At 75.0% G+C, this 23,137-nt stretch carries 22 protein-coding genes; 5 read left to right on the plus strand and 17 right to left on the minus strand.

Annotated features, from left to right (window positions below):
- The first annotated feature begins 17 nt into the window (after positions 1-17).
- Positions 18-950 (plus strand): aminoglycoside phosphotransferase family protein, encoded by a 933-nt coding sequence (locus ACWPWV_RS16800; protein WP_454044574.1) that lies wholly within the window; start codon positions 18-20, stop codon positions 948-950.
- A 75-nt stretch (positions 951-1,025) separates the two neighbouring features.
- On the opposite strand, the gene ACWPWV_RS16805 is transcribed toward ACWPWV_RS16800, so the two are convergent.
- The 6 genes from ACWPWV_RS16805 to ACWPWV_RS16830 all read right to left on the minus strand — a co-directional run bounded on the left by ACWPWV_RS16805 (position 1,026) and on the right by ACWPWV_RS16830 (position 9,301).
- Entirely contained in the window at positions 1,026-1,490 is a 465-nt protein-coding gene (locus tag ACWPWV_RS16805) for a DUF1801 domain-containing protein (RefSeq protein WP_454044058.1), read from the minus strand.
- Between the two features lie 67 nt (positions 1,491-1,557).
- Positions 1,558-2,439 carry an arginase family protein gene (locus ACWPWV_RS16810; RefSeq protein ID WP_454044059.1) on the minus strand — a complete coding sequence of 294 codons (882 nt, stop codon included), beginning with the start codon at positions 2,437-2,439 and terminating at the stop codon, positions 1,558-1,560.
- A 160-nt stretch (positions 2,440-2,599) separates the two neighbouring features.
- A complete protein-coding gene (locus tag ACWPWV_RS16815) occupies positions 2,600-5,419 on the minus strand; it encodes an aconitate hydratase (protein WP_454044060.1) in 2,820 nt (939 codons plus the stop codon).
- Between the two features lie 219 nt (positions 5,420-5,638).
- Positions 5,639-5,833, minus strand: a complete 195-nt coding sequence (locus ACWPWV_RS16820) for a hypothetical protein (protein ID WP_454044061.1) — start codon at positions 5,831-5,833, stop codon at positions 5,639-5,641.
- A gap of 67 nt (positions 5,834-5,900) precedes the next feature.
- Positions 5,901-7,229 (minus strand): class I SAM-dependent RNA methyltransferase, encoded by a 1,329-nt coding sequence (locus ACWPWV_RS16825; protein ID WP_454044062.1) that lies wholly within the window; start codon positions 7,227-7,229, stop codon positions 5,901-5,903.
- Between the two features lie 68 nt (positions 7,230-7,297).
- Entirely contained in the window at positions 7,298-9,301 is a 2,004-nt protein-coding gene (locus tag ACWPWV_RS16830; protein ID WP_454044063.1) for an APC family permease, read from the minus strand.
- Between the two features lie 96 nt (positions 9,302-9,397).
- On the opposite strand from ACWPWV_RS16830, the gene ACWPWV_RS16835 reads away from it, so the two are divergent.
- Complete coding sequence (locus ACWPWV_RS16835) at positions 9,398-10,051, plus strand: potassium channel family protein (RefSeq protein WP_454044575.1); 654 nt, start codon at positions 9,398-9,400, stop codon at positions 10,049-10,051.
- Complete coding sequence (locus ACWPWV_RS16840; RefSeq protein ID WP_454044064.1) at positions 10,051-10,875, plus strand: potassium channel family protein; 825 nt, start codon at positions 10,051-10,053, stop codon at positions 10,873-10,875. Before ACWPWV_RS16835 ends, ACWPWV_RS16840 begins: the two co-directional genes overlap by 1 nt.
- Here the strand turns inward: ACWPWV_RS16840 and ACWPWV_RS16845 are convergent.
- From ACWPWV_RS16845 to dut, 4 genes are all read right to left on the minus strand, one after another.
- The gene (locus tag ACWPWV_RS16845; RefSeq protein ID WP_454044065.1) at positions 10,829-11,674 is read right to left on the minus strand and encodes a DUF3159 domain-containing protein; all 846 of its coding nucleotides are present in this window, start codon (positions 11,672-11,674) and stop codon (positions 10,829-10,831) included. The two genes, ACWPWV_RS16840 and ACWPWV_RS16845, sit on opposite strands and share 47 nt — an antisense overlap.
- Positions 11,675-11,758: 84 nt before the next feature.
- Positions 11,759-12,133 carry an OB-fold nucleic acid binding domain-containing protein gene (locus ACWPWV_RS16850; RefSeq protein ID WP_454044066.1) on the minus strand — a complete coding sequence of 125 codons (375 nt, stop codon included), beginning with the start codon at positions 12,131-12,133 and terminating at the stop codon, positions 11,759-11,761.
- A 1-nt stretch (position 12,134) separates the two neighbouring features.
- Complete coding sequence (locus ACWPWV_RS16855; RefSeq protein ID WP_454044067.1) at positions 12,135-12,881, minus strand: DUF3710 domain-containing protein; 747 nt, start codon at positions 12,879-12,881, stop codon at positions 12,135-12,137.
- Positions 12,882-13,026: 145 nt separating this feature from the next.
- A complete protein-coding gene (dut, locus tag ACWPWV_RS16860) occupies positions 13,027-13,503 on the minus strand; it encodes a dUTP diphosphatase (protein ID WP_454044068.1) in 477 nt (158 codons plus the stop codon).
- An 81-nt stretch (positions 13,504-13,584) separates the two neighbouring features.
- On the opposite strand from dut, the gene ACWPWV_RS16865 reads away from it, so the two are divergent.
- The gene (locus ACWPWV_RS16865) at positions 13,585-14,094 is read left to right on the plus strand and encodes a DUF3093 domain-containing protein (RefSeq protein ID WP_454044069.1); all 510 of its coding nucleotides are present in this window, start codon (positions 13,585-13,587) and stop codon (positions 14,092-14,094) included.
- Between the two features lie 98 nt (positions 14,095-14,192).
- On the opposite strand, the gene ACWPWV_RS16870 is transcribed toward ACWPWV_RS16865, so the two are convergent.
- From ACWPWV_RS16870 to ACWPWV_RS16880, 3 genes are all read right to left on the minus strand, one after another.
- Entirely contained in the window at positions 14,193-14,492 is a 300-nt protein-coding gene (locus ACWPWV_RS16870; RefSeq protein ID WP_229245043.1) for a DUF4193 domain-containing protein, read from the minus strand.
- Positions 14,493-14,770: 278 nt separating this feature from the next.
- Positions 14,771-15,622 (minus strand): inositol monophosphatase family protein, encoded by an 852-nt coding sequence (locus ACWPWV_RS16875; RefSeq protein ID WP_454044070.1) that lies wholly within the window; start codon positions 15,620-15,622, stop codon positions 14,771-14,773.
- A gap of 3 nt (positions 15,623-15,625) precedes the next feature.
- On the minus strand, positions 15,626-16,279 hold the full coding sequence (locus ACWPWV_RS16880; protein WP_454044071.1) for a trimeric intracellular cation channel family protein: 654 nt from the start codon (positions 16,277-16,279) through the stop codon (positions 15,626-15,628).
- 211 nt (positions 16,280-16,490) lie between these two features.
- On the opposite strand from ACWPWV_RS16880, the gene sepH reads away from it, so the two are divergent.
- Positions 16,491-17,726 carry a septation protein SepH gene (sepH, locus tag ACWPWV_RS16885; RefSeq protein ID WP_454044072.1) on the plus strand — a complete coding sequence of 412 codons (1,236 nt, stop codon included), beginning with the start codon at positions 16,491-16,493 and terminating at the stop codon, positions 17,724-17,726.
- 3 nt (positions 17,727-17,729) lie between these two features.
- Here the strand turns inward: sepH and ACWPWV_RS16890 are convergent, their stop codons facing one another.
- The 4 genes from ACWPWV_RS16890 to ACWPWV_RS16905 form a co-directional block, all read right to left on the minus strand.
- A complete protein-coding gene (locus ACWPWV_RS16890) occupies positions 17,730-18,371 on the minus strand; it encodes a thymidine kinase (RefSeq protein WP_454044073.1) in 642 nt (213 codons plus the stop codon).
- Positions 18,372-18,375: 4 nt separating this feature from the next.
- The gene (locus ACWPWV_RS16895; RefSeq protein WP_454044074.1) at positions 18,376-19,584 is read right to left on the minus strand and encodes an alkaline phosphatase family protein; all 1,209 of its coding nucleotides are present in this window, start codon (positions 19,582-19,584) and stop codon (positions 18,376-18,378) included.
- Positions 19,581-20,195 carry a DUF5998 family protein gene (locus ACWPWV_RS16900; RefSeq protein ID WP_454044075.1) on the minus strand — a complete coding sequence of 205 codons (615 nt, stop codon included), beginning with the start codon at positions 20,193-20,195 and terminating at the stop codon, positions 19,581-19,583. Before ACWPWV_RS16900 ends, ACWPWV_RS16895 begins: the two co-directional genes overlap by 4 nt.
- 80 nt (positions 20,196-20,275) lie before the next feature.
- Positions 20,276-23,137, minus strand: coding sequence for a bifunctional acetate--CoA ligase family protein/GNAT family N-acetyltransferase (locus ACWPWV_RS16905; RefSeq protein ID WP_454044076.1), 2,862 nt, complete (start codon positions 23,135-23,137; stop codon positions 20,276-20,278).

Raw genomic sequence — 23,137 nt, forward strand, 5'->3', positions numbered from 1 at the left:
GTCTCGGCGTGCCCGACATGCCCTCCGCCGAGGTCGACGTGACCGTCGACCTCGCACGTGCCCTGCTCGCCGCGCAGCACCCCGACCTCGCCGACCTGCCGATCACCGTCGCCGCGAACGGCTGGGACAACGCGGTGCTGCGGCTCGGCGACGACCTCGCGCTGCGCCTGCCGCGCCGCGCGGTCGCCGCACGGCTCGTCGAGAACGAGCAGCGCTGGCTCCCCGTGCTCGCGCCGCGGCTGCCCGTCGCCGTCCCCGCGCCCGTGCGCGTCGGGCGACCGTCCGACGGGTCGGCCGGAGCGGTGTTCCCGTGGTCCTGGAGCGTGGTCCCGTGGTTCGCGGGTTCCCCCGTGCAGGCCCTCGACCCGGTGGACCGGGGCGGGCTGGCCGAGCCGTTGGCCGACCTCGTCGCGGCCCTGCACGTCGCCGCGCCCCCGGACGCGCCCGCCAACCCGTTCCGGGGCGTCCCGCTCGAGACGCGCGACCGCGCGCTGCGAGAGCGCCTCGCCGCGGGCGCCGTGCCCGACGCCGCGCCGCTGCTCGGCCTGTGGTCGCGCCTCGCCGGCACGCCCGGGTGGGACGGCCCCGCCGTGTGGCTCCACGGCGACCTGCACCCGGCGAACCTCGTCGCCACGACGGGCGCCGACGCCGGAGCCGCACCCACGACCCCCGCGAGCGGCGGTCTCGCGGCCGTGGTCGACTTCGGCGACGTGACGAGCGGCGACCCGGCGACGGACCTGGCCACCGCGTGGCTCACGTTCGACGCGGCCTCGCGCGCGACGTTCCGCGACCGGGTGACGACGCTGTCCCGGACGGACGACGCGACGTGGGACCGGGCGCTCGGGTGGGCGGTCCTGTTCACGACGCTCCTGCTCGCCCACTCCGACGACGCACCCCACCTGCGCGCCATGGGCGAGCACGCGCTCGAGCAGGTCCTCGCCGACGCCTGACGACGAGCGTCGTCCGCCCGCCGGATGCGTGGGCCCGCACGACGACCGGACCACCGCAGACCCCCGGAGCCCGGGTCAGCCCGCCGGGTCGGCGGACGGGCCGGAGAGGCGCGTGCCGGACGGCGGGGTGCCGGTGACCGTGGCGAACGACCTCCGGACCGTCTCCTCGAGCACGCCGAGGTCGACCTGGTCGAGGTCCTTGACGTAGACGCAGCCCTTGCCGACCGTGTGCGGCCCGAGCCGGGCCAGCAGGTCGGCGTGCTCGTCGACGCCGTCGGCGAGGTAGATCGTCGTCGCCGCCTTCCGCGGCGAGAAGGCCGCCGCCGCCATGTCGCCCTCGCGGCCGCTCGCGTAGCGGTAGTGGTAGGTACCGAAGCCCACGATCGACGGGCCCCACATGCGGGGCTCCTCCCCCGTCACGCGCGTCATCAGCGTGACGAGGCGTTGCGCGTCACGTCGCCGGACGGGGTGCTCGACCGAGGCGAGGACCGCCTGGACGTCCGTGTCCGTCGGCCGGGTCGCGTTCTCGTTCGTCGCCATGCACCCAGTGTGCCCCGGACACGCCCGCCGGCCACGGGGCCGTCGGGGGGCGCGAGCCCTCCGGACCTCAGGCCGGCGCGAGCGCGCGGCCCAGGAGCTCGACGAGCGCCCGCGCCGTCCGCGCGCCGCCGTGGTCGGGGTTGAACTCGACGAACGTCATGGCGACGAGGTCCGGGTGGCCCGCCACCACCCGGAGGATCCGCTCCAGCTCGTCGGGGACGAGGCCGCGCCCGAAGATCGGGATGTCCGCCGCGGGCAGGGCGAAGAAGTCCAGCACGTCGACGTCGACGTGGAGCACGAACGGGCCGCCGGCTACGACGCCGAGCGCGCGCCGCGCCGCGGCCTCGGGGTCCACGGTCACCTCCGCGGCCGGCACGCGCGCCGCCGGGACCCGCCCGCGCTCGTCCTCGTCGTCGTCGGCGAAGCCGAGGAAGACCAGGCGGTGGGCGTCGAGCAGCGGGCGTCGCGACCCCACGCCGCTGAGCGCGGCGTCCGCGCCCGGCAGGTCGAGCATGTGGGCCACGCCCATCGCGTCGGCGATCGGCTCCTCGGGGTTCCCCGCCACGGTGAAGAGGTCCTGGCCGCCGTCGACGTAGACGAGGCCGACGTCGCCGTAGGCCTCCACCGCGGCGGCCACGACCCCGACGGTGAGGGTGCACTCCCCGCCGAGGACGAGCGGCACCCGACCCGGCACGAGCTCGGGGCGCACGGCGTCGAGGACCCGCCGGACGCCGTCGACCACGCGGTCCACGTCGTTCAAGCCGCCCGGAGCGCGGTGCGAGCGCCAGACCGCCTCGTCGAGGTCCCCGAGGTCCACGACGTCCAGGCCGCGCTCCCGCAAGGAGCCGACCAGTCCCTCGCCGCGCAGCGCGCGTGGCGACTTCTCGAGCCCCGGACCGTGCGCGGCAGCGCTCGACGGTGCTCCGAGGATCCTCCACGAGCGTTCCATGCGCTCGACACTAGGGTCGCCCACCGACACGGTCGCCCACCGACACGGTCGCCCCCGGCACCCGCGGGCCGCGAGCCACCACGCCCGTGACGACGGGCGCCCACCCGGGAGGGTGAGCGCCCGTCGTCACGGGTCGGCGCGCTGCGGCTGCGCTCCGGCCTCAGGCCACGAGCGACCGCAGGACGTACTGCAGGATGCCGCCGTTGCGGTAGTAGTCCGCCTCGCCGGGGGTGTCGATGCGCACGACCGCGTCGAACTCGACGGTCGTCCCGTCGCCCTTCGTGGCCGTGACCTTCACCGTCGAGGGCGTGGCGCCCTCGTTGAGGGCCGTCACACCGGCGATGTCGAACGTCTCCGTGCCGTCGAGCCCGAGCGACCCGGCGCTCTCGCCGGCCGGGAACTGCAGCGGCAGGACGCCCATGCCGATGAGGTTCGACCGGTGGATGCGCTCGAAGCTCTCGGTGATGACGGCCTTGACGCCGAGGAGCGCCGTGCCCTTGGCGGCCCAGTCGCGCGACGAGCCGGAGCCGTACTCCTTGCCGCCGAGGATGACGAGCGGGGTGCCCTGCGCGGCGTAGTCCTGCGCCGCGTCGTAGATCGTGTCCTGGGCGTCCTTCACGAAGTTGTACGTGTAGCCGCCCTCGACGCCGTCGAGGAGCTGGTTGCGCAGCCGGATGTTCGCGAACGTGCCGCGGATCATGACCTCGTGGTTCCCGCGGCGCGAGCCGTAGGAGTTGAAGTCGCGGCGACCCACGCCGTGCTCGGCGAGGTACTTCCCGGCCGGCGAGTCCGCCTTGATGGCGCCCGCGGGGCTGATGTGGTCCGTCGTCACCGAGTCCCCGAGCTTCGCGAGCACGCGGGCGCCCGAGATGTCGGTGACCGGGGACGGCTCGGCCGCCATGCCCTCGAAGTACGGGGGCTTGCGCACGTAGGTGGACTCGGTGTCCCACGCGAAGGTGTCGCCCGCCGGGGTCTCGAGCGCGCGCCAGCGGTCGTCACCCGTGAAGACGTCCGCGTAGTCCTTGGTGAACATGTCGCGGTCGATCGAGGAGTCGATCGTGGCCTGGACGTCCTCGGGAGACGGCCAGATGTCCTTGAGGAACACCGGCTCGCCGTGCGGGTCGGTCCCGAGGGGCTCGGCGTCGAAGTCGAAGTCCATCGTGCCCGCGAGCGCGTACGCGATGACCAGCGGCGGCGACGCGAGGTAGTTCATCTTCACGTCGGGGTTGATGCGACCCTCGAAGTTGCGGTTGCCCGAGAGCACCGAGACGACCGACAGGTCGTGCTCGTTGACCGAGGCCGAGATCTCCTCCGCGAGCGGACCCGAGTTGCCGATGCACGTCGCGCAGCCGTAGCCCACGAGGTGGAAACCGAGCTTCTCGAGGTACGGCCACATGCCGGCCTTCTCGTAGTAGTTCGTGACGACCTGCGAGCCCGGCGCCATCGACGTCTTGACCCACGGCTTGGACGCGAGGCCGCGGTCGACCGCGTTCTTCGCGAGCAGCGCCGCGGCGAGCATGACGGACGGGTTCGACGTGTTGGTGCACGACGTGATCGACGCGATGACGACGTGGCCGTGGTCGAGCTCGGTCGTCGTGCCGTCCCCGAGCGTCACGGGGACGACCTTGTGCGGGCGCGTGGCGCTGTCGCCGTGGCCGGGCGCGACGGGGTGGTCGGACTCGTTGTCGTGCGCGGCGGCCGCGATCGGGTCGGACGCGGGGAAGGTCTCCTCGACGGACTCGTCGAGCCCCGTGAAGGGCGCGGCCTCCGCGGCGTCGACGTAGTCGAGGATGGCCGACGCGAACGACTCCTTCGCCTCGCCCAGCTCGATGCGGTCCTGCGGACGCTTCGGTCCGGCGATCGACGGGACGACCGTCGAGAGGTCGAGCTCGAGGTACTCGGAGAACGCCGGCTCGACGTAGCTCTCCGACGTCGGGTCGAGCCACAGGCCCTGCTCCTTGGCGTACGCCTCGACGAGCGCGAGCTGCTCGTCGCTGCGGCCCGTGAGGCGCAGGTAGTCGAGCGTCACGTCGTCGATCGGGAAGATCGCCGCCGTCGAGCCGAACTCGGGGCTCATGTTGCCGATGGTCGCGCGGTTCGCGAGCGGCACCTGGGCGACGCCCTCGCCGTAGAACTCGACGAACTTCCCGACGACGCCGTGCTGGCGCAGCATCTGGGTGATGGTCAGCACGACGTCCGTCGCGGTCACGCCCGCCGGGATGGAACCCGAGAGCTTGAAGCCGACGACGCGCGGGATGAGCATCGACACGGGCTGGCCCAGCATGGCCGCCTCGGCCTCGATGCCGCCGACGCCCCAGCCGAGCACACCGAGGCCGTTGACCATCGTGGTGTGCGAGTCGGTGCCGACGCACGTGTCGGGGTAGGCACGCAGCACCCCGTTCACCTCGCGGGTCATGATCGTGCGCGCGAGGAACTCGATGTTGACCTGGTGCACGATGCCGGTGCCCGGGGGGACGACCTTGAAGTCGTCGAACGCCGTCTGGCCCCAGCGCAGGAACTGGTAGCGCTCGTGGTTGCGCTCGTACTCGATCTCGACGTTGCGCTCGAACGCGTCGGGGCGGCCCGCGACGTCGATCTGCACGGAGTGGTCGATGACCATCTCGGCCGGAGCGAGCGGGTTGATGCGCGACGGGTCGCCGCCGAGGTCGACGACGGCCTCGCGCATCGTCGCGAGGTCGACGACGCAGGGGACGCCGGTGAAGTCCTGCATGATCACGCGCGCGGGCGTGAACTGGATCTCGGTGTCGGGCTGCGCGGCGGGGTCCCACGACGCGATCGCGCGCACGTGGTCGGCGGTGATGTTGGCGCCGTCCTCCGTGCGCAGGAGGTTCTCGGCGAGGATCTTCAGGCTGTACGGGAGGCGCTCGACACCCTCGACGGCGGACAGGCGGAAGATCTCGTACGAGCTCCCACCGACCTCCAGTGTTCCCTTCGACCCGAACGTGTCGACGCTGCTCACTCGTGGCTCCTTCGTGGCGAGACGGTGGCACGGATGCCATGGTTCCGGGGGGCTTGCCCAGCCTACGCCGGGCGGGTGCGGCGGCCCGGCCGGGGTCGCGTGCGCCTCGAGCGCTCGCGTCCGTCGGCGCCGGGACCAGCACCGCGACCAGCATACCGCACTTATCTTGACGTCAAGATATCTGTCGGACACACGGCGCGGCGCCCGGCCCCGGCGGTGTCACAGATCGCAGTCGCACGACACGTTGAGCTCGACGACCTGCTCGCCCTCCTCGGGCCGGGCCCACGCCTCGGCCTCCGCACGCGAGGCGAAGCTCCTGCCCACGAGCCGCCCGTTCGGGAGCAGCACCCCCACGCCCACGACGTCCCGGACGTCCTCGCCCGCCACGGCCCGTGCCGCCTCCCGCTGCGCCATCCCGGTGCTCCCGTCCGCCCCGCCGGCCGTCCCCGCGGCCGCGGGGACGCTCAGGGCTCCTCCCCCGTCAACGCTCGAGGACCGCGACCGCTTCCAGGTGGTGCGTGTGCGGGAAGAGGTCGAGCGCGCGCAGGCTGCGCAGGTCGTAGCCGTGCTCGCCGAGGTAGGCCACGTCGCGGGCCAGCGCGGCGGGGTCGCACGCGACGTACACGACGCGACCGGCGCCCGTCCCGGCGACCGCGTCGACGACGGCCCGGCCGGCACCGACGCGCGGCGGGTCGAGCACGACGACGTCCGCTCCCCCCTGCTGCACGGTCTCGGCGCCCTCGCCGCGCCCGGTGAGCACGTGCTCGACCGGCCCGTGGTGGAGCTCGACGTTCTCCAGGCCGTGGGCGTTGCGCCGCGCGTCGCGCACGGCGCGCTCGTCGCCCTCGACGGCCACGACCGCGCCGTCCGCTCCCACGGCGGCAGCGAGGGGCAGCGTGAACAGGCCGGCGCCCGAGTAGAGGTCCAGCACGCGCGCGCCCGCGACGTCGCCCGCACCCCCGAGGACGGCCTCCGCGAGCGTGGCCGGCGCGCGGTGGTGCACCTGCCAGAAGCCGTCGGCCGCGACCCGGTAGGCGTGCTCACGGTCCCGGACGGTCACGTGCTCGACGACGCTGCGCCGCGCGTTGCTCCGCTTGTCCAGCGATCCGCCGCGCCACGGCTCGCCGTCGACGAGCAGCAGCGGCGCCGAGCCGGCCGGGGCCACGAGCTCGAGGCGCGTCCCGGGGCGCCACCGGCGCGTCCAGACCTTGTCCTGCTCCGCGAGGCCGGCGACCTCGTCCGTCGCGAGCGGCATCCCGTCGAGGGCGACGACGTCGTGGGAGCGGAACCGGTGCATCCCCGCGCGCCCCTCGTCGTCGGCCACGAGCTCGATGCGCGTGCGGTACCCGAGCCCGCCGTCCGCGTCGTCGCCGGGAAGACCCTCGACCTCCACCTGAAGGTCAGGTCGAGCGTCGAGGTCGACCCGCGCGAGGCGCCGGAGCTGCTCGGCCAGGACGTCGGCCTTCCACCGGCGCTGGGCGGGCAGCGCGACGTGGGCGAGCTCGCCGCCACCGACGCCTCCGGGCCCGGCCTGCGGCCACACCGAGGGCACGCGGTCCGGCGACGCCTCGAGCACCTCCACGGCGTCCGCCCGCCAGAAGCGGGCCCCCTCGTCGCCCTCGGTCACCCGCGCGCGGACGCGCTCGCCGGGGAGCGCGTGGCGGACGAAGATCACGCGACCGTCGTGACGGGCGACGCAGTGCCCCCCGTGCGCGACAGGACCGACCTCGACCTCCATCTCGACCTCGACCTGAGGTCGAGGGTTCGGACGGGTACGTGCTGCGGCGCGGCCGCGCGGGGAGGAGGGCATGCCACCCAGTATCCCCGGTGGTTCCCCGCGCACCGGTCCGGCGGCCGCCTCCGGCCGCCTCGGACGCGTCACATGCCGGGGAAACGGGAGCGGAAGCCCTCCCCCTCGAGGCCCGTGTGGCCCTCGGACGAGGCGAGCTGCCACGGCACCGACGCGACGACGACGCCGGGCGTGAAGAGGAGCCGGCCCTTGAGCCGCAGCGCGCTCTGGTTGTGCAGGAGCTGCTCCCACCAGTGCCCCACGACGTACTCCGGGATGTACACGACCACGAGGTCGCGGGGGGACTCGCGCCGCACCGAGCGCACGTAGGACAGGACGGGCCGCGTGATCTCGCGGAACGGCGAGTCGAGCACGCGCAGCGGGACGGGGAGGTCGAGGCTCTCCCACTCGCGCATGAGGTCCGTGACGTCCTCCGGGTCGACGCCCACCGTGACCGCCTCGAGCACGGAGGGGCGCGACGCCCGGGCGTACGCGAGCGCCCGCATGGTCGGCCGGTGGATCTTCGACACGAGCACGATGGCGTGGACGCGGCTCGGCAGGGCGCGGGCCTGGCCGAGGTCGTCCCCGAGGGCCAGCTCGTCGCGGACGGTGTCGTAGTGCTTGCGGATCGCCCGCATGAGGACGAACACGACGGCCATCGCGAGGATCGCGATCCACGCGCCGTGCGTGAACTTCGTGATGAGCACGATGACGAGCACGGTGCCCGTCATCGCGAGGCCCACGGAGTTCACGACGCGCGACCGGCGCATGCGGGCGCGCTCGCGGGGCTGGTGCTCGGTGCGCAGCGCGCGCGTCCAGTGCCGCACCATGCCGAGCTGCGACAGCGTGAACGAGACGAACACGCCGACGATGTAGAGCTGGATCAGCCGCGTGACCTCGGCGTCGAAGGACCAGATGAGGACGATCGCGGCGACCGCGAGCGTGATGATGCCGTTGGAGAACGCGAGGCGGTCGCCGCGCGTGTGCAGCTGGCGCGGCAGGTAGCCGTCCTTCGCGAGGATCGAGCCGAGCACAGGGAACCCGTTGAACGCCGTGTTGGCCGCGAGCACGAGGATGAGGCCGGTGACCACCGAGACGGCGACGAAGACGGCCGGGACGCCGGAGAACACCGACTCCGTGAGCTGGCCGAGCACCGGGTGCTGCACGTAGTCCGCCGGAAGGGGCTCGCCGTTCAGGGTCAGCTGCTCGTGCGGGTCCTCGACGTAGTGCACCCCGGTCGCGCGGGCGAGGAACAGGATCACGAGCATCATCACGGCCGAGATGCCGCCGAGGAGCGCGAGCGTGGTCGCCGCGTTGCGCGACTTCGGCTTGCGGAACGCCGGCACGCCGTTGCTGATCGCCTCGACACCGGTGAGGGCCGCGCACCCCGAGGCGAACGCGCGCGCCACGAGGAAGGCCCCCGCGATGCCGACGAGCCCCTGGTCGAAGCTGCTCTCCGCGACGAGCTCGAGGTCGGCGCTCTCGGCCGGCGGCAGGGTCCCGGTGACGTACCGGAAGAACCCGACCACGGCGGTCGCCCCGATCGCGAGCATGAAGAGGTAGACCGGGATCGCGAAGAACGACCCCGACTCCTTGACCCCGCGCAGGTTGGCGAGCGTGAGCAGCACGACGAGCACGATCGCGAACGTCGCCTCGTGCCCCCGCAGCGCGGGGATCGCGCTCGCCGCGTACTGGGCCCCGGACGAGATCGACACGGCGACGGTGAGCACGTAGTCGACCATGAGCGCCGAGGCCACGCCCACGCCGGCCGTCGGGCCGAGGTTCACGGTCGCGACCTCGTAGTCGCCGCCGCCCGAGGGGTACGCGCGCACGTTCTGCCGGTACGACGCGACGACCGTGAGGAGCACGACGACCACGGCGATGCCCACCCAGGGCGAGATCGCCGTGGCCGCGAGGCCCGCGATCGCGAGGGTCAGCAGGATCTCGTCGGGCGCGTACGCGACCGACGAGAGGGCGTCGGACGCGAAGACCGGCAGCGCGATGCGCTTGGGCAGCAGCGTGTGCCCCAGCCGCTCGCTCCGCACGGGGCGTCCGACGAGCAGCCGCTTCGCGGCATCAGCGATCTCCGACACGAGGCCTCATGCTATGCCTGTCGTCCGCCGGTCGCCGGTCCCACGCCCCGGGCGGCCACGCGGCGGTATAGCGTTCGTTGCGTGCACTTCGTGATCATGGGCTGCGGCCGGGTCGGCGCGACGCTCGCGCACTCGCTCGAGGCGAGCGGCCACTCCGTCGCCGTCGTCGACCAGAACCCCGACGCGTTCCGGCGCCTGCCCGGCGAGTTCACCGGCAAGAAGGTGACCGGCATGGGCTTCGACCGCGACACGCTCGTGCAGGCCGGCATCGAGGACGCGTACGCGTTCGCCGCGGTCTCCGACGGGGACAACTCGAACATCCTCTCCGCCCGCGTGGTGCGCGAGACGTTCGGCGTCGACAAGGTCGTGGCCCGCATCTACGACCCGCAGCGCGCCGAGATCTACCAGCGCCTCGGCATCCCCACGGTGGCGACGGTGCGCTGGACCGCCGACCAGGTCCTGCGCCGGATGCTGCCCCTGGGCGCGACCGACGAGTACCGCGACCCCTCCGGCCGGGTGAGGCTCGCCCAGCTCGACTTCCACCCCGCGTGGATCGGACGGACGGTGCGCGCGATCCAGGAGGCCTCCGGCGCGCGGATCGCGTTCGTCAGCCGGTTCGGGGACGGCGTCACCGTCACCGACCGCACGGTCCTGCAGGAGAACGACGTGCTGCACGTCCTCATGGGCTCCGACGACGCACCGACCGTCGAGCGGGTCCTCACGCACGCCCCGAAGACGGAGGTCGAGTGATGCGCGTCGTCATCGCCGGGGCGGGCTCCGTCGGCCGCTCCATCGCCCGCGAGCTGCTGAGCCACGACCACGAGGTCATGCTCGTCGACAAGCAGCCTGCCGCCATGCGCGTCGCCCAGGTGGCCGACGCCGACTGGTTGCTCGCCGACGCGTGCGAGCTGTCGACCCTCGCGGACGCGAAGGTCGACGAGTGCGACGTCATCGTCGCGGCGACGGGGGACGACAAGGTCAACCTCGTCGTGTCGCTCCTCGCCAAGACCGAGTTCGGCGTCCCGCGCACGGTCGCCCGCGTGAACAACCCGAAGAACGAGTGGATGTTCGACGAGTCGTGGGGCGTCGACGTCGCGGTCTCGACACCGCGCATCATGACGGCCATGGTCGAGGAGGCCGTCGCCGTCGGCGACCTCGTCCGGATCTTCACGTTCCACCAGTCCGGCGCGGACATCCTCGAGGTCACGCTCCCGGCCGCGTCCCCCCTCGTCGGCCGCCGCGTCGGGGACATCGCCTGGCCGGCGGACACCGTGCTCGCCGCCGTCGTGCGGGGCACGCGACCCATCGCGCCCACCCAGGACGACACCCTCGAGGCGGGTGACGAGCTCCTGCTCGTCACCGGTGACGAGGCCGACGAGGACGCGCTCTCCCGGCTCCTCGTCGCGACGCCCGCCGACGACGCCGCGGTCCCGGGCTCAGCGGCCGACCCGGGGCCCGCCCCGGTCGAGGGCACGGTGCGGGACCTCCTGGAGGTCCTCCCGCCCGTGGGCCCCGAGGACGTCCCGGTCAGGCGGGACGAGCTGCCGCAGGACGACGCACGAGGACCCAGGTGAGCCAGAGCACGAGCGCCCACAGCGGGATGCCCATGACGAGCCGCGCGGTCCCCAGCCACCCGACGGACCCGTCGAGGTAGAGCGGGACCTGGACGGCGAGCCGCGCGGCGAAGAGCCCGACCCACAGCCAGGTCGCGGCGGCGTAGCGGCGCATCAGCGTGCGGTCGGAGCGCCAGCCCTGCGCCCAGCGGGCGAACGCCCCGGGCTCTGCCGCGCCGGACGGCTCGGCGTCCGCGGAGCGGGCGGGGGTGCCCGTGCCGAAGCCGCTGCGGAATCCCTCGACGACGAGCCCGACGAGCGGCCACCGCACCACGAGCGAGACGAGCAGCGCGAGGAGGTACGCCGCGTTGGTCCACAGACCCCAGGCGAAGTAGTCCTGCGCCTCGCCCGACCGCCACGCCCAGACGACGCCGATGCCGACGCCGAGGAGCCCGCCGAGGGCCTGGGTCACGGGCGTGCGCTGCGCGAGCCGGACACCCACGGCCACGAGCGCGACGGCGACCGAGCCGATGATCGCCCACGTCAGGTCCGAGGTCGCGACGTAGAGCACGACGAAGACGAGCCCCGGGGCGACGGACTCGACGAGGCCACGGACGCCGCCCACCGCCTCGGCGACGGAGAACTGCTCGCCGGCGAGGGCACGGATGCCGCGCGCGGGCCCGTCCTCGGGTGCGGACACGTCGTCGACGACGGTCTCGACCACCTCGGCGTCGTGCGCGACGTCGCCGGCGACAGCGCCGTCCGGTCGGGTCGACGGGTCCTCGGGGTCGGTGCGTCCCGACGGGGGCGTGCTGGTCATGTGGCGTCCTCGGGGTGTGCTGACGGGCGCGCGCCCGGCACGGGCGCGCGGTCGGTCACGGTCGCTGCGGGGGCGTGCCGGCGGTCAGTCCCCGGGCTTGGGGAGCAGCTCGTAGCGGGGGTTGAACATGGTGCGCCGCCCGTCGACGTCGCACACGAGCCCCTCGACGAGCGCACGACGACCGGGCTCGATGCCCGCGATGCGCCGGCGACCGAGCCACACGAGGTCGATCGCTCCGGAGCCGTCGTACAGCTCCACCTCGACCGTCGGCACGCCCTCGCGGGGCCGCAGCACGACGGAGCGCAGGATGCCGGTCACCTTGGCCCGCCGCCGGTTCGGCAGGTCGGCGACGGCGCGGCAGCCGGTCTGCCGGGCCGCCTCGACCCGTTCCTCGTCCGCGGCGACCTCCTCCTGGGAGGCGAGCGCCGACTGCCAGGCGGCGCGCAGTGTCGGGGACATGTCAGCGGATCTCCGTGATCTCGGGGCCGCGCGTCAGCGGGTCGAAGGACGGCGTCTCCGGGGTGCCGGCGGGCACGGCGGGCGTCGCCGCAGGCGCCTTGCCGGGCAGATGGAGCGCGAGGAGGTCGCGCGGCGGGCGCGGGCTCTGGTCGCGCACGACCACGATGTTGGCGAACACCGACTCGAGCAGGCGTGCCTCCTGCGGGTCGACCGCGGCCTTGCCGGTGAGGACGCCGCGCAGGAACCAGCGCGGACCGTCGACGCCGACGAAGCGTGCGGGTCGGACGCCGGTGCGGCCGTCGGGCGCCTGCGCCGGGATGCGCGCGATGAGCTCGCGGCCGAACGTGCCGGGGACGTCGTCGACCGTCCCGCCCTGCTTGGTGACGGACGCGGCGATCTCGCCGCGGATCTCGTCCCAGATCCCCTCGGAGCGCGGGGCGGCGAACGCCTGGACCTGCAGGCCCGACCCCGCGACCGCGCACGCGACGCCGGTGATGCGCTGGGTCTTCTTGTCGACCTCCATGCGCAGCTCCATCCCGGGGACCCCGGGGAGCCACACGGCGCCCAGGTCGACGCGCGGGCCGCGCTCGGGCACCTGCGAAGAGTCGTACGGGCCGCGACCGGCGGTCGGCTCGGCGACCGCGGCCGCGCCCGTCTCGGGCGTCGCGGCGTCGACGGTGTCGGCGGCGTCCTGCGCTGCCGGCTGCTCGGCCGGCTGCGACGACGGGGAGCGACGGAACAGACCCACGAAAGAGCTCCTTCACCTGCCCGGCCAGCGCCGGGACTCCAGCCGGGGCGCTCGCCCCGACCCTTCCACAGTAGCCCCAGCGGGCCATGGCGATCGCACGCGACCGCATCGCGTCCGCCCGGGGCACCGGCCCCGGGCCGGAGGCTCAGGTCGCGGCGGTCCACCCGCCGCTCGACCCGAAGCCGCCCTCGCCGCGGTGCGAGCCGGGCAGGCGCTCGGCACGCACGAACCGCGCGCGCTCGACCTTCTGCACGACGAGCTGGGCGACGCGGTCGCCCCGGCGCAGCACGACCGGCTCCCGCGCGTCCGTGTTGAGCAGCGTGACCCGGATCTCGCCGCGGTACCCCGCGTCGACGGTGCCCGGCGCGTTGACGACCGTGAGGCCGTGCCGGGCCGCGAGGCCCGAGCGCGGGTGGACGAACGCCGCGTACCCGTCGGGGAGCGCGATCGAGACCCCGGTCGGGACGACCACGCGCTCCCCCGGGGCGAGCTCGACGTCGACCGTGGTCACGAGGTCGGCGCCCGCGTCGCCCGGGTGGGCGTACGCCGGCAGGGGCACGTCGTCGAGGAGCGTGATGAGGACGTCGACGTCCGTGGTCGTGGGCTGGTGGTCGGTCGGCACCCGCCAGAGCCTAGCCGTGGATGCGGTGCGCCGGCACGGCGCGGTTCAAGGGCCGCCGCCTGCGGCTGGGATGATGGGGGCATGACCGACGCCCCGGACCGTTCCCCTCGCCCGACCGACGCCCCGGCGCCCGGGACGGGCGTGCCCACCTTCAGGGAGCGCGTGCTTCCGGGGGTCGGGGGCTGGGCGGCCGCCGTGGGCTTCGCGGTCGTGCTCGGCGTGGCGCTGTGGCCCGCGAGCCGTGCGCTCGCGCTCGCCGTCGCCGCGATCGCGGCCGTGGGCGGACTGGCCGCGCTCTGGTGGACGTCGCCCGTGGTCGCCGTGCAGGACGGGACGTTCCGCGCAGGACGCGCGTCGATCCCCGTCGGGCTGCTGGGACAGGTGACGACCCTCGACGCCGAGACGATGCGCAGCGAGCTCGGGCCTCGCCTCGACGCGCGCGCCTACGTGTGCCTGCGCGCCTGGGCCCGTACCGGGGTGCACGTGACGCTCGACGACCCGCAGGACCCGACGCCGTACTGGCTCGTCTCCACGCGCCGGCCCCAGGACCTCGCCGACGCGCTGCGGCGAGCGGCCCGAGCCGGCGGCTGACCGGACGGGACCCGTCCGGCGCCACCGCGGTGCGGGACGACGTCGGCCGCCGTCCCGGGTGGGGACGGCGGCCGACGGCAGGGACGTGCGGGCGCGGGTCAGGCAGCGCACTCCGAGCAGATCTGCTGCCCGTTCTTCTCGTACGCGAGCTGGCTGCGGTGGTGCACGAGGAAGCAGCTCGAGCAGGTGAACTCGTCCGCCTGGCGCGGCAGCACCCGGACGGAGAGCTCCTCGCCGGACAGGTCCGCGCCGGGAAGCTCGAAGCCTTCCGCCGCCTCGGTCTCGTCCTCGTCCACAACGCCCGAGCTCTTGTCGGAGCGACGAGCCTGCAGCTCCTGGATCGAGTCCTCGCTGAGCTCCTCTTCGCTCTTTCGGGGGGCGTCGTAGTCTGTTGCCATCTGTGGGGTCACTCTCCGGAAGGTCGTCGATCGCGACAACGCGCACCCGGGGACGCCGGCGATGCCGGCCGCTCCGGACGAGCGCGGGTGCGGGACGCGGGGGTGCGTCCCGGGACGTGCGGTACCGCGAGATCGTCGCGGCACGTGCACGCTGATCAATGCACGGCGCACCGGAATTGTTCCCGGCGGGCCACCGGATTCTGCACCATTTCCGGGGCGGATGCACCCTGTGGCGTGCGACGCGCCCGGTGTCCTTCGTCACGACCCCCGACGGACCGTCAGACGTCGGCGTCGGCCCCGACGTCCTCGAGGAGCCGGACGAGCTCCGCGGCCCGTGCCGGAGGGCCCGCCACGGTCATCTCGTGGTCGGCCGCACGCTCCCGCAGGCCCGTGAGCACCGCTCCCGCCTCGTGCGCCACGAGGCCTCCGGCCGCCATGTCCCAGGGGTTGAGGCCCCGCTCGTAGTAGAGGTCGAGCTCGCCGCTCGCCACGAGGCACAGGTCGATCGCCGCCGACCCCAGCCGCCGGATGTCCCGGACCCGCGGGAGCACCTCGACGAGCACGCGGGCCTGCGCGCGACGCCGGTCGGCGTCGTAGCCGAAACCGGTCCCGACGAGGCACTGGCCGAGCGTGGCCGGCTCGGCGACCCGCAGCGTCCGGCCGTCCACGGTCGCGCCACCACCCAGGCCGGCGGTCCACGTGCGGCCGTCGACGACCGAGTGCACCGCGCCCGCGAGCACGGTCCACTCCTGCGGGTCGGGCGGCCCCACCACGGCCGCGACCGAGACCGCGTACGACGCGACGCCGTAGAGGTAGTTCACGGTCCCGTCGATCGGGTCGACGACCCACGTGATGCCCGAGGTCCCGGACGAGGCGCCCTCCTCCTCGCCGAGGACGGCGTCGTCGGGACGCGCGGCGGCGATCTCCCGGCGCAGCAGCGCCTCCGAGTCGGCGTCCATCCGGGTCACGACGTCGGTCGCGGACGACTTGGTCGACGCGACCTCGACGCGGTCCGGGCGCCCCGTGCGGACGAGCTCGCCCGCGGCGCGCGCGAGGCGCTCCGCGAGCTCGCGCAGGTCGGCGACCGTGACGTCGTCGGGCAGGCGGGGGTCGTCGATGAAGGAGTGCACGGGTCACATCCTGCCGGACGCGCGCCGCGACGGGCGACCCTCCCACGGTCCGGGCGCCGACCAGCCGAGACGCAGCGAGAGCAGGCGGAACCCGAAGATCAGCGTGAGCACCCCCGCCTGCGAGAGCGGGCCGAGCAGGCCCGCCTCCCACAGCACGACGGTGAGCGCGGCGCCCGCGAGCGCCGGGATCGCGTAGAGCTGCTTGTCCTGGAAGAGCAGGGGCGCCTCGCTCGTGAGGAGGTCGCGCAGGATCCCGCCGCCCACGCCCGTGAGCACCCCGACGAAGACGGCCGCGAGCGGCCCGACCCCGTACTCCAGGCCCTTCATCGTGCCGGAGAGCACGAACAGGGCGAGCGCCCCGGCGTCCAGCACGACGATGCTGCGCCGCAGCCGCTCGAGCCGCGGGTGCCAGAAGAACGTGACCATCCCGGCCGCCGCCGCGACGGCGACGAGCCGCCAGTCGGAGATGCCCACGGGCGGGACCGCCCCGATGAGCACGTCACGGAGCAGGCCTCCGCCGAGACCCGCGGCCCAGGCGAGGACGAGCACCCCGACGAGGTCGTAGCGCTTGCGCACCGCCGCGAGACCGCCCGACAGCGCCGCGCAGAACACGCCGCCGAGCTCGAGGGCGTCGCCGGGGACGAGGTCGAGGATCACACCGCGCATCATCCCAAGAGGGCCAGTCCGCGGCACACCGGGCGCGTTGCGCCCGCCGCACGCGCGAGGATGGCACCCTCGAGGGAGCGACGGCGCGCCGTCAACCGGACAGGCGGGTGGACGAGCAGGTGGAGAATCCAGGCCTCGACGGGGCGGCGTCGGCACCCAGGGGCCGACGGGCGACCTCGGGCGCGGCGACACGGGAGGGCTGATGGACGAGCTGGAGCTGGTGAGACTGCACGAGGACGGGGAGCACCTCGTCCTCGGCGGGGCGGGCGGTGCCCACTACCTGCTGCCCATCACCGAGTCGCTGCGGGCGGCGGTCCGGCGTGACCGGCCGCACCTGGAGCACCTGCGGGCGGAGGGCGAGCGCAACCTCTCCCCGCGCGAGATCCAGTCCCGGCTGCGTGCGGGCGACGACGTCGAGGACGTCGCGGAGGCCGCGGGGATCCCCGTGGAGAGCGTGCGACGCTTCGCGGGCCCGGTGGTGGCGGAGCAGGAGTACGTCGTCGACCGGGTGCGCAGGTCGCCGCAGGGGCACGGGGACGACGCGCCGACGATCGAGGACCTCGCGGCGCAGCGGCTCGCGGCGCGCGACGTCGACCCGGCCACGGTGGAGTGGAGCGCGGCCCGGCAGCACGGCGCGGCGTGGGTGGTGACGGCGGCGTTCCAGGTCTCCTCGGGTCCGCGCACCGCGCGGTGGAGCTACGACCCGACGTCGCGCGCTCTCCACGCGCTCGACGACGAGGCGCGCTGGCTCTCGCAGCCGGAGTCCGAGCCGGACCCGTCCCCCGGCACGGCCGCCGTCTTCGACGTCGACGCCGGGACCGCGCGCCGTCGGGCCGAGCCCGCGACGCCGGAACCGGACGGCACGGCGGACCTGCTGGACGACCTCGGCCGACGACGGGGCGTGCGGCCTCGCACGGAGCCGGCGCGCGTCGCGACGGACGTCGCCGAGCAGGAGCCGTTCGAGGGGTTCGGCCCGCGGGCCGCCCTGCGGGACGGCGGGGTCCCCGCCCGGCTCCCTGCGGGCGGGGACGAGGACCGGCCCCGGGCCGAGCTTGGCGGTCCGGACGAGGAGCGGGCCGGCGGGGCGACCGTCGTGCACCTCCCGTCGATCCGGGCGCGCGAGGCGGCGGAGCTCCCGCACCCCTCCGCCACCCGGGACCACCCGGCCGCGGCGTCCCCGGACACGCGGGGCCCCCGGCCCTCCGGGGAGTCGCGTCCCGGCACGGACCAGGGCCAGGGCCAGGGCCAGGGCCAGGGCCAGGACGACGTCACGCAGGGTGACGCCCCGCGGGACGCCGCGAACGACCCGACCTCGGAGCCGGGCCCCGAGCCGGCGCGACGGCCCGGGCCGCGCGAGCCGCGCAAGGGCAAGAACCGGTCCCGCGCCAAGGTCCCGAGCTGGGACGAGATCGTGTTCGGCGCGCGTCCCGAGGGCTGAGGCTCAGTCCCGCAGGTCGAGCGACAACCCGTCGGCGGGGGCGAGAGCGCGCGCCGCGGCCGTCGTCATGCGACGCATGTGGTGCCGCCGGCACAGGACCTCGTACGCCACCTCGCCGCCGCCGTCGCCGACGTCGCCGACCACCACCTGCTCCCCGGCGACGACCATCCGGCCGTCGACGGTCCGCGCGTTGTGCGTCGCGCGCGCCCCGCACCAGCACAGCGCGTGGGCCTGGAGCACCTCGACGCGGTCCGCGAGCTCGACGAGGCGCGCCGAACCCGGGAAGAGCCGGGTGCGGAAGTCGGCCGTGATGCCGAACGCGAAGACGTCGACCTCCGTCTCGTCGACGAGGCGCGCGAGCTGCTCGACCTGGTCCGGGGAGTAGAACTGGGCCTCGTCGCACACCAGGTAGTCCACCGGGACGGGCAGCGCGGACACGAGCGCCCAGAAGTCGGTGTCGTCCGTGACCTCGAGCGCCGCGACCTCGAGCCCGAGCCGGGAGGAGAGCCGGTCGGTCCCGGCGCGGTCGTCGCGGGAGAAGATCAGACCCCGTCGCCCGCGCGCCGCGTGGTTGTGGTCGAGCTGCAGCGCGAGCGTGGACTTGCCGCAGTCCATGGTCCCGGAGAAGAAGACGAGCTCGGCCATGGCGTCAGCGCCCCGCCACGAGGAGCGGGACGCGCATCTCCCGCTCCGTGAGGGAGCCGTGGACGCCGACGAGCGCGAGCGACGCGGCGGTCTGGGTGCGCGAGTCGACGACGGTCGCCCGGCCCCGCATCGCCACGACGACGTCGCCCGCGGCCCGCACCGCGTCGTCGCGGACGCGCGGCCCCAGCAGCCCGCGCGCGAGCACCTCCTCGCGCTCGAGGACGAGAGCCTCCTCCCCCAGCACGTCGCGCCACCTCGCCGCGACGTCGCCCGCCGCACCCGGCTCGGTGTACACGTGGACGGCTCGTGGCTCGCCCCCGACGAGGGTCACCCCGCGGTCGAGCACCGGGTCCGTCGCGACGTCACGGCGCAGCCCGGGGTCGACGTCGACCATGCCGTGGTCGGCCGTGACGAGGATCAGCGTGCCGGCCGGGAGGGACCGCGCGAGACGCGACAGCTCGCGGTCGAGGTGCTCGAGCTCGTCCCCCCACTGCCACGAGCCGGAGCCGTGGTGGTGTCCGGCCTTGTCGACCTCGCCCCAGTACAGGTAGACGAGCCCTGGCCGGGAGAGCGCGAGACGCGCCGCGTCGACCCGGCGCTCCAGCGGGTCGGCGGCGGCGTACGACCCGCCGCGGAGCGCGGCGACGGTCATGCCCGAGCCGGCGAACCGCGCGGGACCCGTCGACGTGACCGACACGCCCGCGTCGGCGGCGACGGTGAGGAGCGGGGTCTCGCGCTGCAGCTCGTGCGGCGGCGGCGCTCCCTCCCAGGACACCATGTTGGCCAGCCCGCCCGTCGCCGGGTTGCGCTGGGTGTAGCCGAGCATGCCCGTGCGTCCGGGCGCCGTGCCCGTGCCGAACGCCCCGACCGCTGCCGCGGTCGTGCTGGGGAACGTCGAGGTGAGCGGCCGCGCCTCGGGCAGGAGAGAGCGCAGAAACGGGGCGTGACCGGCCCGCTCGGCGAGGTTGAGATGCCCCAGGCCGTCGACGAGCACGACGCACACCCGGTCCGCGCGCGGCAGGTCGAGGGCTGCGCGGGCCGCGCTCCCCTCGATCCCGGTCGCGGTCGTGACGGGCACGCCGAGCGCGTCGAGCGCGGCCGGCAGCACGGCGGCGAGCGACCCGGTGCCGTGCTCGGGCGCGAGCAGACCCTCGGGCAGCGGCGGCGCCGTGACAGGTGCGTGCTGCGCCGTCCGGGGGCGCACCGACGTCATCGGGTGCGCTGCGCGGTCGCGCGGGACAGGGCCTTGGCGAAGTCGACGGCGGCGGCGACCGCCGCGCGGCCCTCGGCCTCCGCGCTGACCCGCACCACGACGTCGTCGGGCGTGATCTGGCCGGTCAGGCCGTGGTCGGCGTCGCAGCCCGGGTCGGGGCACGCAGCCGGCTCGAGGTCGACGCGCGAGACGGCGCCCCAGCCCAGCGCGAGCGTCACCTCGAGCGGGACGTTGCCGCTGCGGTGCGTCTGCGGGTCCGCGACGACGTGCGTGAGGGACACGGACCGCACCTCGGACAGGGGCACCGACTCCGTGGTGGCCGCCGCCGAGGCCGAGGGGTTCTCGCTGTCGGCCGGGTGGTCGTCGACGTGCGCGGTGACGAGCCGCGTCGGGGTCAGCACGAGGACGGTGAGGTGGCGGCGGACCTCCGACGCGTCGAACGTGGTCTCCGGGAGCACGAGGTGGGACACGATCTCCTCACCGGCCACCGCGACGTCGAGGACGTCCGCGACGAGCTCGGGGTAGTACCCCGCCCGGTGGAGCTGGCTGGTCAGGTCGGTCCACGCGTCAGGAGCCGTGTCAGGGGTCGCGTCGGGGGTTGCTGAGGGCACCCGCGCATTGTCCCACCCGCCGGTCGTGGGCGGCCAGCCCGCGCGACCCGACCTGTGGACGGCATCACCCCCGGGCACGGTCAGCCCGGCAGCGCCCGGCGCAGCGCGTCGGCGCGCTGGGCGTCGGCGAGGCTCACGCGCGCGCTGAGCACCGCCGCGTCGTGCTCGGACACGACCACGGGGTACAGCTCGAGGCTGCGCACCTCCGGGAGGTCGTCCGCCAGGACCGACACGCGCGCGAGCACGTCCTCGAGCGCGGCGGTGGCCGCGACCTGCGTCCCCATGTAGCCGAACAGGCGCGGCGCCGCGCGGACGGACCGCACCATCGCCGCCACGTCGACGTCGGTCAGCGGCGGCACGCCGTAGGCGACGTCCCCCAGGAGGTCCACCGCGTCGCCCGCGAGACCGAACGAGACGACCGGGCCGAAGAGCTGGTCCTCGGTCGAGCGCACCACGCACGCCACGCCCGCGTCCGCCATCGCCTGGACCTCGAACGGCTCGTCCGCCGCACCCGGGAGCACGGCCGCGAGCGTCTCGCGCATCTGCTCGACGTCGGCGCGCAGCTCCGCCTCGTCGGCGATGTCGAGCCGCACACCGCCCAGGTCGGCGCGGTGGCGCAGGCCCGCGGCGGTGCTCTTGAGCGCGACGGGCCAACCGGTCTCCCGCGCCGCGGCGACCGCCTCGTCCGCCGTCCGGACCCGGCGTGCCGGCCAGACCCGGACGCCATAGCACGCGAGGAGCTCCGCCGTCGACGCCGGGTCCAGCTCGACCTCGGCGGCGTCCGCGAGGGCACGGTCGACGACCTGACGCGCCCGGGCGCCGTCGACGCCGGTCGGCCGGACCGGCGTCCCGTGGTCGGCCTCGCGCCAGCGCGCGTACCGCACGACGGCGCCGAGAGCTGCCACCGCGTCCTCGGGCGTGGAGTAGGCCGGCACCTGGCACCGTGCCGGCTCGGCGGGAGCCGCCCCGGCCGAGCCCGCGGCCGTCTCCGCGGGCGCCGGGGCGTGGGGGTCCGGTGCGGAGAGCTCGTCGGTGAGCCCGTGCAGGCCGAGCATGCTCGCCACCGTCGTGCGTCGCGTGCGCGCGGCGGCGGCCGCGAGGGCGCGCGACAGCTCGACGCGACGCGGACGGACCGTGGGCACCTGGACCGCGACGACGACGTCGCACGCGTCGGGCGCGTAGAGCGCGTCGACGGCCTCGGTCAGGCGCTCGGCCGAGGCGTCCTCCGGGAGGAAGTCCGAGCGGGCGACGACGAGGCCCGCGGACGCCGCCGCCTCCGCGACGAGCGCCGCGAGCGACGCCGAGCTCGCGAGGATGCCGACGCGCCGTCCCGACGGGAGGGGCTGGTGCGCGAGGAGCTGCGCGACGTCGATGAGCTGGTGGGTGTTCTCCGCGCGGATGACCCCCGACTGGCGGAGCATCTCGTCGAGCGTGCGCCGGGGGGCGGTCGTCGAGCGCACGGCGTGGCCCGGTGGCACCACGTGGCCCGACCGGCCCGCGGTGACCACGACGACGGGCTTGACCGACGCGAGGCGGCGGGCGATGCGAGAGAACTTGCGCGGGTTGCCGATCGACTCGAGGTAGAGGCACACCACCTCGGTCGCAGGGTCGTCCTGCCAGTACTGCATGAGGTCGTTGCCCGACACGTCGGCGCGGTGCCCCGCCGAGAGGAACGACGACACGCCCAGGCCGCGGCGCGCGGTCGTCGCCAGGAGCGTCACCGCCATGGGCGCCGACTGGGAGAACAGTCCGACGACGCCCGGCCGGGGCAGCTCGTCCGCGAGGGTCGCGGCGAGGGTCGGGCGGCCCGACGGCGCACCGTGGGTGACGAGCCCGTAGCTGGCGGGGCCCACCACGCGCAGGCCGGCCGTGTGCGCGACGCGCAGCAGCTCGCGCTGCAGCGCGAGACCGTCGGGACCGGTCTCGGCGAACCCGGCGGACAGCACGACGACGCCGCGCACGCCCAGGCGCGCGAGGTGCCGCACGGCGTCGATCGCCTCGGGCGGGCGCAGGGACACGACGGCCAGGTCCACGGGGGCGGGCACGTCCGCGAGCGACGCGTGCACGCTGACGGCCACCCCGTCGCGCCCGACGGCGGAGGGCGCGGGCCCGCTGCCCAGCGGTCCGGAGGGCACCGGGCCGGCGGGGTCCGGGCCGACGACGTGGACCGCGACGCCCGTGCCGCGCCGCAGCGCCGCGAGCGCACGGTGCGCGAGGAGCGACTCGATGCCCTCGGGCTCCCCGGCGTCGGTCGGGCCGACGAGGACGACGCTCGTCGCGCCGAGCAGGCCCTGCATGCTGCGCGCCTCGGCGCGGTGCTCGCGGTCCGCCATGACGGCGCGCGAGCGCTCCGTCGGGTCGAGGTCCACGCTCACGACGACGAAGCCGTCGTCCATCTGCTGGCGCACGTCGTAGCCGGCCTCGCGGAACACGGCGAGCATCTTGCCGTTCTGGGGCAGCACCTCGGCCGTGAACCGGCGCACCCCCAGCTCGCGCGCGGCGGCGGCCAGGTGCTCGAGCAGCACGGACCCGAGGCCGCGGCCCTGGGCCGAGTCGGCGATGTTGAACGCGACCTCGGCCTCGTGCGCGGTCGTGCGGTCGAAGCGAGCGACGCCGATGATGTCCTGCTCCCCCGCCGGGCCGTCGTCCGGCACGCCGTTGCGGGGCCGGACGGCGACGAGCGCCACGCGGTCGGAGTGGTCCACGCGCGTGAACCGGTCGAGGTCGCGGTCCGAAAGGCGCTGCATGGGGGCGAAGAACCGCAGGTACGTGGACCGCTCGGACTGGGAGACGTGGAAGCGCTGGAGCGCGTCGGCGTCGTCGGGCCGGATCGGCCGCACGTGCGTCGTCGTGCCGTCGCGCAGGACGACGTCCGCCTCCCACTCGACCGGGTAGTCGACGGGGTGCTGGACCGGGTGGGACCCGACGTCGGCGCCGCTCAC

This window comes from Cellulosimicrobium sp. Marseille-Q8652 (assembly GCF_965112045.1).

Coding starts and splice junctions, on each gene's coding strand:
- ACWPWV_RS16800 (WP_454044574.1), top strand. CDS start 18: ATGCCCTCCGCCGAGGTCGACGTGACCGTCGACCTCGCACGTGCCCTG.
- ACWPWV_RS16805 (WP_454044058.1), bottom strand. CDS start 1,490: ATGGCGACGAACGAGAACGCGACCCGGCCGACGGACACGGACGTCCAG.
- ACWPWV_RS16810 (WP_454044059.1), bottom strand. CDS start 2,439: ATGGAACGCTCGTGGAGGATCCTCGGAGCACCGTCGAGCGCTGCCGCG.
- ACWPWV_RS16820 (WP_454044061.1), bottom strand. CDS start 5,833: ATGGCGCAGCGGGAGGCGGCACGGGCCGTGGCGGGCGAGGACGTCCGG.
- ACWPWV_RS16825 (WP_454044062.1), bottom strand. CDS start 7,229: ATGCCCTCCTCCCCGCGCGGCCGCGCCGCAGCACGTACCCGTCCGAAC.
- ACWPWV_RS16835 (WP_454044575.1), top strand. CDS start 9,398: ATGGGCTGCGGCCGGGTCGGCGCGACGCTCGCGCACTCGCTCGAGGCG.
- ACWPWV_RS16840 (WP_454044064.1), top strand. CDS start 10,051: ATGCGCGTCGTCATCGCCGGGGCGGGCTCCGTCGGCCGCTCCATCGCC.
- ACWPWV_RS16845 (WP_454044065.1), bottom strand. CDS start 11,674: ATGACCAGCACGCCCCCGTCGGGACGCACCGACCCCGAGGACCCGTCG.
- ACWPWV_RS16850 (WP_454044066.1), bottom strand. CDS start 12,133: ATGTCCCCGACACTGCGCGCCGCCTGGCAGTCGGCGCTCGCCTCCCAG.
- ACWPWV_RS16865 (WP_454044069.1), top strand. CDS start 13,585: ATGACCGACGCCCCGGACCGTTCCCCTCGCCCGACCGACGCCCCGGCG.
- ACWPWV_RS16870 (WP_229245043.1), bottom strand. CDS start 14,492: ATGGCAACAGACTACGACGCCCCCCGAAAGAGCGAAGAGGAGCTCAGC.
- sepH (WP_454044072.1), top strand. CDS start 16,491: ATGGACGAGCTGGAGCTGGTGAGACTGCACGAGGACGGGGAGCACCTC.
- ACWPWV_RS16890 (WP_454044073.1), bottom strand. CDS start 18,371: ATGGCCGAGCTCGTCTTCTTCTCCGGGACCATGGACTGCGGCAAGTCC.
- ACWPWV_RS16895 (WP_454044074.1), bottom strand. CDS start 19,584: ATGACGTCGGTGCGCCCCCGGACGGCGCAGCACGCACCTGTCACGGCG.